Source organism: Streptomyces sp. W16 (assembly GCF_033194735.1).
In the GTDB taxonomy this organism is placed as follows: Bacteria; Actinomycetota; Actinomycetes; order Streptomycetales; family Streptomycetaceae; genus Streptomyces.
The window spans coordinates 1-11025 of sequence record NZ_JAWOAI010000341.1; the positions used below are offsets into that span (position 1 = coordinate 1).

Genomic DNA, 11025 nt, shown 5'->3' on the forward strand with positions numbered 1-11025 from the left:
GCCAAGGCAGCCGCCGGCAAGCTCGTCGGCCAGGCCCGGGGCGCGGTCAACAAGGCCCTCGCCGCCCGCCAGACCGAGCTGGAGGCCGACCGCGACGCCCGCGTCCTGGTCGAGGAGGCGGTGGACGTCACGCTGCCGTACGACCGCGTACCGGCCGGCGCCCGGCACCCGCTGACCACGTTCATGGAGCGGGTCGCGGACGTCTTCGTGTCCATGGGATACGAGATCGCCGAGGGGCCCGAGGTCGAGGCGGAGTGGTTCAACTTCGACGCGCTCAACTTCACCCCGGACCACCCGGCCCGGCAGATGCAGGACACCTTCTTCGTCCAGGGACCCAAGGGCACGGAGGGCGACGAGTCCGGTGTCGTCCTGCGTACGCACACGTCCCCCGTGCAGGCCCGCGCCATGCTGGACCGCGAGGCGCCGGTCTACATCGTGTGTCCCGGCCGCGTGTACCGCACGGACGAGCTGGACGCCACGCACACCCCGGTCTTCCACCAGATCGAGCTCCTCGCCATCGACGAGGGCCTCACCATGGCCGACCTCAAGGGCACCCTCGACCACATGGTCCAGTCGCTCTTCGGCGCGGAGATGAAGACCCGGCTGCGGCCGAACTACTTCCCCTTCACCGAGCCGTCCGCCGAGATGGACATGCTCTGCTACGTCTGCAAGGGCGAGTCCGTCGGCAACCCCGACCGCCCCTGCCGCACCTGCTCCTCGGAGGGCTGGATCGAGCTGGGCGGCTGCGGCATGGTCAACCCGCGGGTGCTGGTCGCCTGTGGCGTCGACCCGGAGAAATACAGCGGATTCGCCTTCGGGTTCGGCATCGAGCGGATGCTGATGTTCCGCCACAACGTCGAAGACATGCGAGACATGGTCGAGGGTGACGTCCGGTTCACCCGGCCGTTCGGGATGGAGATCTGATGCGCGTCCCGCTTTCTTGGCTGCGGGAGTACGTCGACCTGCCGGCGACGGAGACCGGCCGCGACGTCCAGGCCAAGCTCATTTCCGTGGGCCTTGAGGTAGAGACCGTCGAGCAGGTCGGCGACGGCATCAAGGGCCCGCTCGTCGTCGGCAAGGTCCTCACGATCGAGGAGCTGGAGGGCTTCAAGAAGCCCATCCGCTTCTGCACGGTCGACGTCGGCCGGGCCAACGGCACCGGTGAGCCCCAGGAGATCGTCTGTGGCGCCCGCAACTTCGCCGTCGGCGACAAGGTCGTCGTGGTCCTCCCCGGCGCGGTCCTGCCCGGCGACTTCGCGATCGCCGCCCGCAAGACGTACGGCAAGACCTCGCACGGCATGATCTGCTCCGGCGACGAGCTGGGCATGGGCGACGACGGCTCCCACGGCATCATCGTCCTGCCGCCGGAGCACGAGGTCGGCACCGACGCGATCGAACTGCTCCAGCTCGTCGACGAGGTCCTCGACATCGCCGTCACCCCCGACCGCGGCTACGCCCTGTCGATCCGCGGCGTCGCCCGCGAGACCGCCATCGCCTACGGCCTCCCGCTGAGCGACCCGGCCCTCCTCGACGTACCCGGTCCGAACGCCTTCGGCTACCCGGTCCAGGTCTCCGACCCGATGGGCTGCGACCGCTTCACCGCCCGCACGGTGACCGGCCTCGACCCCGAGGCCCGCTCCCCGCTCTGGCTGACCCGCCGCCTCCAGAAGGCGGGCATGCGCCCGATCTCGCTCGCCGTCGACATCACCAACTACGTGATGCTGGAGCTCGGCCAGCCCCTGCACGCCTACGACCGCTCCCGCGTCCAGGGACCGATCGGCGTGCGCCGGGCCGAGCAGGGCGAGAAGCTCACCACCCTCGACGGCGTCAAGCGCACGCTGGACGCCGAGGACCTGGTGATCACCGACGACCGCGGCCCCATCGGCCTCGCGGGTGTCATGGGCGGCGCCAACACCGAGATCGACGACACCGAGGGCACCACCACCGAGGTCGTCGTCGAGGCCGCCCACTTCGACGCGCTCTCCATCTCGCGTACGGCCCGCCGCCACAAGCTGGCTTCCGAGGCGTCCAAGCGCTTCGAGCGCGGCGTCGACCCGCAGGCCGCCTCGGCCGCCGCGCAGCGCACGGTGGACCTCCTGGTCCTCCTCGCGGGCGGCACGGCGGACGCCGGCGTCACCGAGGTCATCGCCCCGTCGGCACCCCACACCATCACCATTCCGGCCAACCACCCGGACAAGGTTGCAGGTGTCGACTACGGCCGCGAGACCGTCGTACGCCGCCTCCAGCAGGTCGGCTGCGACGTCTACGGGCAGGACGAGCTGATCGTCACCGTCCCGTCCTGGCGCCCCGACCTGACCGACCCGAATGACTTGGCGGAGGAGGTCATCCGTCTTGAGGGCTACGAGAACCTGCCCTCCACGCTCCCCAAGCCCCCCGCGGGCCGTGGCCTCACCGACCGTCAGCGGCTGCATCGCCGGGTCGGCCGCGCGCTGGCCGGCGCCGGTTATGTCGAGGCGCCGAACTACCCGTTCATCGGCGAGCACGTCTTCGACCAGTTCGGCCTGGCCGCCGACGACCCGAACCGCAAGGTCGTCAAGCTGGTCAACCCGCTCTCCGACGAGGAGCCGGCTCTTCGTACGACACTGCTGCCGGGCCTGCTCGGTGCGCTGCGCCGGAACGACGGTCGTGGCTCGCACGATCTCGCGCTGTTCGAGACGGGGTTGGTCTTCCACCCGCGCGAAGAGCTGAAGATCGCGGTACGGCTGCCCGTCGACCGGCGTCCCACCGACGAGGAGATCGCCTCTCTCACCGAGGCGCTCCCCCTCCAGCCCCGGCACGCGGCCGTCGTCCTCACGGGCGCCCGCGAGCAGGCCGGCTGGTGGGGCAAGGGCCGACCGTCCGACTGGGCCGACGCGGTCGAGTCGGCGCGGGTGCTTGCGCGTGAGGCCGGTACGGAACTCGTCGTGCGGGGTGGGCAGTACGGGCCCTGGCACCCGGGGCGCTGCGCCGAACTCGCGGTCGTCGTCGAGGGTGTTGAGCAAGTCATCGGGTACGCCGGTGAGTTGCACCCCGGTGTCCTGAAGACCCTGGGTCTGCCCGCACGCACCAGCGCGATGGAACTGGACCTGGATGTCCTGGAGTTGGCGTCTGCGGGTGTCCCCAAGGGCCCGAAGATCTCCACGTTCCCGGTCGCCACGCAGGATGTCGCCCTGGTCGTCGACGCCTCTGTCCCGCATGCGGGTGTTGAGGCGGCGTTGCGTGAGGGGGCGGGTGAACTGCTGGAGTCGATCCGGCTGTTCGACGTGTACGAGAACGCTGCGCAGCTTGGCGAGGGGAAGAAGTCGCTGGCGTATGCGTTGCGGTTCCGGGCGGCTGACCGGACGTTGACTGTGGATGAGGCGTCGGCGGCTCGGGATGCGGCGGTGGTGTTGGCCGGCGAGCGGGTCGGGGCTGTGCTTCGCGGCTAAGGGGTGGGGAGCTGCGGTTGGTTGCCGGGTGCGGGTTCGTCGTGGCTGGTCGCGCAGTTCCCCGCGCCCCTGAAGGGGCGCTCCACCTCCCCCTGTCTGCATAAATGCGGTTGTCTCATGTCTCCTCACTCGTTCGGGTGAGAAGTTCGGGCGATGTGGCCCGATCGGGGCATGCGGTCGACAGAATCGGACCGGCCTTTCGGGGTCGGTCCGATTGCGCTGTCGGGGCCTATTTGGGGGGCCACAGGCATGATCCGCATCAAGGCTGGGGTTCCCCGCAGGCCGCGCCCGAGGCCGCGCGCCCGCCGTCCACTGCGCCGGGCGCTCGCCCTCGGGCTGCCCACGGTCTGGGGCGCCATAGCGATCACCTACAAACTCGCCTGCCCGCTCGCCCAGCAGAACAGCCTGGGTGCCCGCATCGTCACCAGCGCGGTGTTCTTCGCGGTCGGCACCGGTCTCATCGTCCAGGTCCGCCGCTCCCTGCTGCGCGAACTGAGGCAGATCCGCCAGATCGCGGGCGCCGCCCAGAACGCGCTGCTGCGTCCGTTGCCACCCCGCCTCGACGGCCTGAACATCGCCGCCGCCCAACTGTCCGCCGAGCGCGGCGCGGTGGTCGGGGGTGACCTGTACGAGGTGATCGCCACCGAGCACGGCGTCCGGGTCGTGATGGGTGACGTACGAGGCCACGGCATCGCCGCGATCGGCACGGTGGCCGCCGTCCTCGGCAGCTTCCGCGAGGCCGCCCTTGACGAGCCCGACCTGGAGGGCGTCCTGCGGCGCCTCGACCGCGCCCTCGCTCGCCACCTGCGCGAACGCGCCCGCGCGGAACACCCGGCGTCGGGCGGCCTCGACCCCGACAGCCCGGTCGCGGAGGAGTTCGTCACCGTACTGCTGCTGGAGATCGGCAGGGACGGAGAGGTGCGGGGGCTGAACTGCGGTCATCCGTGGCCGTACCTGCTGAGCGGCACGGGTGTTGAGCCACTTGCCCGCGCCGATCCTCTTCCGCCCCTCGGTCCGTTCCCGTTGCCGACAGAGCTGCCGTTCGTCTGCTGCGGTCAACTTCTCCCGGGCGAGGCCCTGTTCCTCTACACGGACGGAGCGGAGGACGCCCGTGACGCGCGGGGCCGCTTCTTCCCGCTGAGGGATGCGTTGAGCGCGGCGGTGGCCCAACACCCGCTGCCCGTACCCCAGTCGGTGCTCGGCTCAGTCTTCACGGCACTACTGCGCCACACAGGAGGCACCCCGACGGACGACGTGGCGATGCTCGTCCTGAGCAATGACCGCAAGCTGGTGCATCCCCACCTAGGGGCGCGGGGAACTGCGCGACCAGCCACAACGCACCCGCAGTCGACCAACTCCCGACAGCCCAACGGTGTTTAGTCGCCCGCAAAGCCAGGCCGCCGCACTTACGAGGGGGAGCCGGCGGCCCGGCCGGCCTCTTGCGAGGCAATCCAGTCAACCGGTCGGGAACTCTCCGCGACAGCGCGCACACACCCCGGATCCACGCACTCCGTTCACACCCCGTGTGAACGGACCCGCACTACTCTGTCCGCACCGAGTCACCGGGGGGCCATCCATGCAGCCCAACACACTCCTCGACGCGATCCTGGACGAGGCAGGCATCTCGCACGCGGGACTTGCCGCACACGTGAACCAGGCGGGCCGGGCCCGAGGCCTCGCACTCCGGTACGAACACACCGCCGTAGCAAGGTGGTTGAAGGGCCAGCGGCCCCGCGGACAGGTCCCCGACCTGATCTGCGAGGTGCTCGCGACCCGTCTGCACAGGCCCGTCACGCTCGACGACATCGGTCTCGGCGTACCCGGCGAACCCTCCACCCCGCACGGCACCTCCCTCTCCGGCTTCGTCGAGCGGGCCACCGCCCTGTGGCGCTCCGACGAACAGCAGCGCCCGCACATCCTGGGCGCCCCCGCGGTCACCGGAACGCCCGCGGTGATGCCCGTGTGGGAGTGGGAGAACCCCCCGGACGACGTGGACGTCTCGCGCGGCGGCCGGCACCGGGTGAGCATGGCCGACATCGAGATGCTGCGCGCGGCCCGCGCCCACTACGAGCAGATGTACCGCAAGGCCGGCGGCGTGGCGACCCGCACCCGCATCGTCGGCTTCCTCAACTCCGAGACGGCCCCGCTGCTGCGCGGCAGCTACACCGACGCCACCGGCCGCCAACTGCACCGGGCGACGGGCGGGTTGGTGGCGATCGCGGGCATCTGCGCCTACGACTCCGACGCGCACGGACTCGCCCAGCGCTACTTCCACCAGGCGCTGCGGCTCGCGAAGGCCAGCAACGACAGGGGACTTGGCGCGTACGTCATCGCACTGCTCGTCAACCAGTCGCTGTTCATGCGGGAGTTCCGGCAGGCCGTCGCCTTCGCGGAAGCCGCGCTGCGGGCCGCCGGCCGGCAGATCACCCCGGCGCTCGCCTCCGACCTGTACGCGATGCAGGCGAAGGCGTACGCGCACCTCGGCGACGGCACGAGCGCGCTGTCGTGCATCCGGCGGGCCGAGCAGGCCGCCGAACGCATCCGGCGCGGATACGAACCCGACGAGACCGGCTATGTCCAACCGGGCCTGGTCAACGTCCAGGTGGCGGAGGCGCTGCTCAGCCTGGGTGATCTGACAGCGGCGGGGGAGCACGCCACCGCGGCCGTGGACACTCCGGCGCACGACCGGGGCCGGGTGCACCGGCTGGCCATGCTCAGCCAGATCGAACTGCGTCAGGGGAACGCCGACAAAGCGGTGGCCACGGCGGTGCAGATGGCCGAGCAGGCCAGGGGGATGGAGTCCCAGCGGCTGCGTGACAGACTCCGCGCGGTACGCGAGTACCTGGTGCGCAGCGACTGCGCGGGTACGGCCGAGGCGGCCGAACTCATCGACGGGGCACTGCGCGTACCGCTGTAGACCGACAACTCGTAGACGTACGCATCACAGTCCCTGCTGCGATATTGCCACTTACTCGACGGAAGGTGGCAGAACCGTGCAGTGGACGAAACAGAACGAACAAACTGTGTACTCAAACCGCTGGTTCAGCGTCAATCTCGCGGATGTCGAACTACCCGACGGCCGACACCTCGACCACTTCCTCATACGGCTGAGGCCGGTGGCGGTGGCGACGGTCGTGAACGAGGCGAACGAAGTACTGCTCCTGTGGCGGCACCGCTTCATCACCGACAGCTGGGGGTGGGAGCTCGCGGCGGGCGTCGTCGAGGACGGCGAGGACATCGCGCGCGCCGCCGCCAGGGAACTGGAGGAAGAGACCGGCTGGCGGCCGGGGCCCCTGCACCACCTGATGAGCGTGGAACCGTCCAACGGGCTCACTGACGCCCGGCACCACATCTACTGGGCCGACGAGGGCGAGTACACCGGACACCCCGTGGACGACTTCGAGTCGGACCGCCGGGAATGGGTACCGCTCAAACTCGTACCCGACATGGTCGCCCGCGGGGAGGTCCCGGCCGCCAACATGGCGGCCGCGTTACTGCTCTTGCACCATTTGAGGAGCGCTCCGTAGGGGCGCGGGGAACTGCGCGACCAGCCACAATGGACCCGCAGTCAACTCACCGGCCTTCGAACGGGACGTCTAACGCCCCAGTACCTGCCAGACCGTCACGACAAGCGCGCCCACGGCGGTGAGCGCGGCGATAGCCGGCAGCGGCCACCTCGTGTGCTCCAGTGCAACGATTCGTGCGCTCAGGTCGTCCAGTTCCTTGTCCGTTTCCTCGGTGCGATGGCTGAGCAGCGCCAGCCCTCCCTCGACCCGCGCGTAGGCGACGTCGAGGCGGCGGCGTAACTCTGCGAGTTCTCCATGTACCACGGGATGCTCGGGGTCGGCGGTCACGTGTCCGCTCCTTTCCGTAGTCGGAACATCCCTTGCATGCGCATGAAGAGTCAACTCGCCTGGTGGGCACCGGGGGAGAGTGTGCGAGCGGCATATGCGAGCCCGGCGCGCACACGGTGTGTGAATGCCGCGGGCCCGGCACTCCGAAGAGCGCCGGGCCCGTAACGGCCGTGAAGTCACGGTGAGTTGTCGCGCGGTGCGCGCTCAGCCGTAGGTGTAGAACCCCGAGCCGGACTTCCGGCCAAGGCGTCCCGCGTCGACCATGCGCTGGAGCAGCGGGGGAGCGGCGTACAGCGGCTCCTTGTACTCCTCGTACATCGAATACGCGACCGAGGCGACCGTGTCCAGGCCGATCAGGTCGGACAGCTTCAGCGGGCCCATGGGGTGGGCGCAGCCCAGCTCCATGCCGTTGTCGATGTCCTCGCGGCTGGCGATGCCCGACTCGAACATCCGGATCGCGGACAGGAGATAGGGGATCAGCAGCGCGTTGACCACGAAGCCGGAGCGGTCCTGGGCGCGGATGGCGTGCTTGCCGAGGACCTTCTCGGTGAACAGCTGGGCCCGGCTGAGCGTGCCCTCGGAGGTGGTCAACGCCGGGATCAGCTCGACGAGTTGCTGCACCGGGGCCGGGTTGAAGAAGTGGATGCCGATGACCTGGTCGGGGCGCGAGGTGGTGACCGCGAGCCGCACCAGCGGGATCGAGGAGGTGTTGGAGGCCAGGATCGCGTCGGGGCGGCTCACGACCTGGTCGAGCACCTGGAAGATCTCGGTCTTCACCTGCTCGTTCTCGACGACGGCCTCGATCACGAGGTCGCGGTCGGCGAACTCGCCGAGGTCGGTGGTGAAGCTGAGCCGCGCCTGGGTCTCGGCCAGTTCCTCGGCGGTGATCTTGCCGCGTTCCGCGGCCTTGGTCAGGGAGTTGAACAGCCGGGTCCGGCCGATCTCCAGGGCCTCGCCGGTGGTCTCGGCGACCTTCACGTCCAGGCCTGCGCGGGCGCACACCTCGGCGATACCGGCGCCCATCTGGCCGCAGCCGACCACTCCGACGCGCGAGATGTCTCCCGCCGGGATGTCCGTCACATCGTCCCCTTCGCAGATCTACGGCAGTGGCAGGAGTCCGTTGTCCGGTTCCTGCTCCGATCGTGCACGTTACCCGCAAGTATCGATGATCGATCGCCGGGGTCGGGCATCCTGGGGCGCGGAGACGATCCGTGACCGCGCGGGTCCACAGCGTATGGGGGTGTACGAATGGGGCGATTGTCACGTCGGACGTTCGCGATGGCGGCGCTGTCGACGCTGGCCACGACGGGCAGTGCGGCGGCGGACACGGGGCGCACGCCCGTACCGGCCGGGCGTCCGCGTGCGGTCACCGAGATGCGGGGCGTGTGGCTGGCGACGGTGGCCAACCGCGACTGGCCCTCCCGCCCGGGCCTGACCGCCGCGCAGCAGCGCACCGAACTGATCGCCCACCTCGACACGGCGGTCCGCGACCGCCTCAACACGGTGATCTTCCAAGTCCGGCCCACGGCCGACGCGTTGTGGCCCTCACCGTACGAACCCTGGTCCCAGTACCTGACCGGCACCCAGGGCGTCGCCCCCGGCTGGGACCCGCTGAAGACGGCCGTGGAGGAAGCGCATGTGCGCGGACTGCAACTGCACGCCTGGTTCAACCCGTACCGCATTGCCAACAACACCGACCTGACGAAGCTCGTCGCCTCGCACCCCGCGCGCAAGCACCCCGACTGGGTCGTGACGTACGGCGGGAAGCTCTACTACAACCCGGGGCTGCCGCAGGTCCGCCTCTTCGTCGAGAACGCGATCCTCGACGCGGTGCGCAAGTACGCCGTGGACGCGGTTCACTTCGACGACTACTTCTACCCGTACCCGGTGGCCGGTCAGACCTTCGACGACGACGCGGCCTACGACAGGTACGGCGGCGCCTTCACCGACCGGGCCGCGTGGCGCCGCGACAACATCGACAAGCTGATCCGCGAGACCGCCGCCCGCATCAAGCGGACCCGCCCGGGCACGCGCTTCGGCATCAGCCCCTTCGGCGTGTGGCGCAACATCGCGACCGACCCGCGCGGCTCCGACACCAGGGCGGGGGTGCAGACGTACGACGATCTCTGCGCGGACACCCGGAAGTGGGTGCGCGAGGGCTGGATCGACTACATCGTTCCTCAGCTCTACTGGAACATCGGCTTCGCCGCCGCCGACTACGCCAAGCTGCTGCCCTGGTGGGCGGCGGTCGCGCGCGGCTCGAAGACCCGGCTGTACGCGGGGGAGGCGCTCTACAAGGCGGGGGACCCGGCGCAGCCCGCAGCCTGGCAGGACCCGGCCGAACTCTCCCGGCACCTCACCCTCGCCGACCGCTACCCGGAGGTCGGCGGGCATGTCTTCTTCGCCGCCCGGGACGTCGCGGTGGACCCGATCGGGGCGATGGCGCGGGTGGTCGCCGACCACTACCAGCAGCCGGCGAAACCCCCGCGCTGACCTACCGTTCCGTGTCCTGGTGCTTGATCTCGCAGTCGGGGCCCGGTGACATCACGGCCTCGTGCCCGTCGGCGAAGCGGACGCGGTAGGGCGGACTGCCCTCCGTGCCCATCACTTCGACGACCTCCGAGACCTGGTCGTGCAGGCCGACCACCCTGCCGTGCTGGACGAGCCGGTCGCCCACGGTCGCACGCATCTGAAGCGCCTCCTCACCGAGTCCGGGAGCAGCGGTCCGTACGCCTTCGAGTCTACGGCGGGCCGCCCGGCCGGGACCGGCACGTGCACGCCCCTCAACTCCGGGCGCGCTGGGTGACCGCGATGCACACCAGCACGGCCGCCGCGGTCAGCGGAGCGGCCACCGGCAGGTGCTCACCCAGCAGGAACACCGACCACACCAGCGTGAGCAGCGGCTGCGCCAACTGCAACTGGCTGGCCTTCGGGACCCCGATGACCGCCATCCCCCGGTACCAGACGACGAGCCCGAGGAACTGCGAACCGGCGGCGACCCACAGCATCCCGGCCACGCTGTGCGCGGTGAGCTGCGGGGTGTCGTAGGACAGCGCGATCGCGGCGGCCGGCACGCTCAGCGGGAGGCACAGGACCAGTGCCCAGGCGATGACCTGCCAGCCGGGCATCACCCGGGCCAGCCGGCCGCCCTCGGTGTAGCCGGCCGCGCAGACCACCAGGGCCGCGAGGAGATACAGGTCGGCGGTGGTCAGCGCGCCGCCGCTCTGCTGGATCGTGAAGGCGAGCACCGCGCCGGCGCCCAACTCCCGTAGTTCTTCAGCTGCTTTGACCGCGTCGCCGACGGTGGCGAGGGGGCGGGAGACGGCCTCCGCGAGTTCCTCGGCGTTGGGCTTGACGACGTCGGGGCGTTCGCGCAGGGCCTCGATGAGCGCGGGGCCGGAGGTGTCCAGTGCGATACGGACGCCGGCGGCGTGCGCGCGGGCGACCAACTCGGCGTACCAGGACGGCGCGAGGCCGCGCGGGAGGCTGCCGCAGCAGGCGATCCAGTCGGCGTCACGGGACTGCCGGCGGACCGTCTCCAGGAGCAACTCCTGTTCGGCGGCGGTCAGTTCGGGGCCGGGGGCGTTGATCTTCGTGAGGACGCCGTCCGCCTCGGCGAGGGCGATGTTCGAGCGGGTGGCCCCGGCGACCGGCACCGGCGCGACCTCGATGCCCTGCGCGTCGAGCAGGTCCGCGACCAGCGCGCCCGGAGCGCCGCCCAGGGGCAGGACGGCGACCGTACG

10 protein-coding genes are annotated in these 11025 nt (G+C 70.4%); 6 read left to right on the top strand and 4 right to left on the bottom strand.

The window, feature by feature from the left end; genetic code table 11:
* The 5 genes from pheS to R6V09_RS34590 all read left to right on the top strand — a co-directional run.
* On the top strand, nucleotides 1-924 hold a 924-nt coding region (pheS, locus tag R6V09_RS34570; protein WP_317885413.1), incomplete at its 5' end, for a phenylalanine--tRNA ligase subunit alpha.
* Nucleotides 924-3428 carry a phenylalanine--tRNA ligase subunit beta gene (gene pheT / locus R6V09_RS34575; protein ID WP_317885414.1) on the top strand — a complete coding sequence of 835 codons (2505 nt, stop codon included), beginning with the start codon at nucleotides 924-926 and terminating at the stop codon, nucleotides 3426-3428. The genes pheS and pheT, both read left to right, overlap by 1 nt.
* 249 nt (nucleotides 3429-3677) lie before the next feature.
* Entirely contained in the window at nucleotides 3678-4808 is a 1131-nt protein-coding gene (locus R6V09_RS34580; protein ID WP_317885415.1) for a PP2C family protein-serine/threonine phosphatase, read from the top strand.
* A gap of 196 nt (nucleotides 4809-5004) precedes the next feature.
* Nucleotides 5005-6345, top strand: coding sequence for a transcriptional regulator (locus tag R6V09_RS34585; RefSeq protein WP_317885416.1), 1341 nt, complete (start codon nucleotides 5005-5007; stop codon nucleotides 6343-6345).
* A 76-nt stretch (nucleotides 6346-6421) separates the two neighbouring features.
* Nucleotides 6422-6955 (top strand): NUDIX hydrolase, encoded by a 534-nt coding sequence (locus R6V09_RS34590; RefSeq protein ID WP_317885417.1) that lies wholly within the window; start codon nucleotides 6422-6424, stop codon nucleotides 6953-6955.
* A gap of 69 nt (nucleotides 6956-7024) precedes the next feature.
* Here the strand turns inward: R6V09_RS34590 and R6V09_RS34595 are convergent, their stop codons facing one another.
* Nucleotides 7025-7282 (bottom strand): hypothetical protein, encoded by a 258-nt coding sequence (locus R6V09_RS34595; protein ID WP_266767051.1) that lies wholly within the window; start codon nucleotides 7280-7282, stop codon nucleotides 7025-7027.
* 204 nt (nucleotides 7283-7486) lie between these two features.
* The gene (locus R6V09_RS34600) at nucleotides 7487-8362 is read right to left on the bottom strand and encodes a 3-hydroxybutyryl-CoA dehydrogenase (protein ID WP_317885418.1); all 876 of its coding nucleotides are present in this window, start codon (nucleotides 8360-8362) and stop codon (nucleotides 7487-7489) included.
* A gap of 168 nt (nucleotides 8363-8530) precedes the next feature.
* On the opposite strand from R6V09_RS34600, the gene R6V09_RS34605 reads away from it, so the two are divergent.
* On the top strand, nucleotides 8531-9775 hold the full coding sequence (locus R6V09_RS34605) for a glycoside hydrolase family 10 protein (RefSeq protein ID WP_317885419.1): 1245 nt from the start codon (nucleotides 8531-8533) through the stop codon (nucleotides 9773-9775).
* 1 nt (nucleotide 9776) lies between these two features.
* Here the strand turns inward: R6V09_RS34605 and R6V09_RS34610 are convergent, their stop codons facing one another.
* Complete coding sequence (locus tag R6V09_RS34610; RefSeq protein WP_317885420.1) at nucleotides 9777-9971, bottom strand: DUF1918 domain-containing protein; 195 nt, start codon at nucleotides 9969-9971, stop codon at nucleotides 9777-9779.
* Between the two features lie 94 nt (nucleotides 9972-10065).
* The coding region (locus tag R6V09_RS34615; RefSeq protein WP_317885421.1) for a PfkB family carbohydrate kinase at nucleotides 10066-11025 on the bottom strand (960 nt) is incomplete at its 5' end.

Bases quoted from the DNA above. Each gene is read 5' to 3' on its own strand.
- pheT (WP_317885414.1), top strand. From the start codon at position 924: ATGCGCGTCCCGCTTTCTTGGCTGCGGGAGTACGTCGACCTGCCGGCG.
- R6V09_RS34580 (WP_317885415.1), top strand. From the start codon at position 3,678: ATGATCCGCATCAAGGCTGGGGTTCCCCGCAGGCCGCGCCCGAGGCCG.
- R6V09_RS34585 (WP_317885416.1), top strand. From the start codon at position 5,005: ATGCAGCCCAACACACTCCTCGACGCGATCCTGGACGAGGCAGGCATC.
- R6V09_RS34605 (WP_317885419.1), top strand. From the start codon at position 8,531: ATGGGGCGATTGTCACGTCGGACGTTCGCGATGGCGGCGCTGTCGACG.
- R6V09_RS34610 (WP_317885420.1), bottom strand. From the start codon at position 9,971: ATGCGTGCGACCGTGGGCGACCGGCTCGTCCAGCACGGCAGGGTGGTC.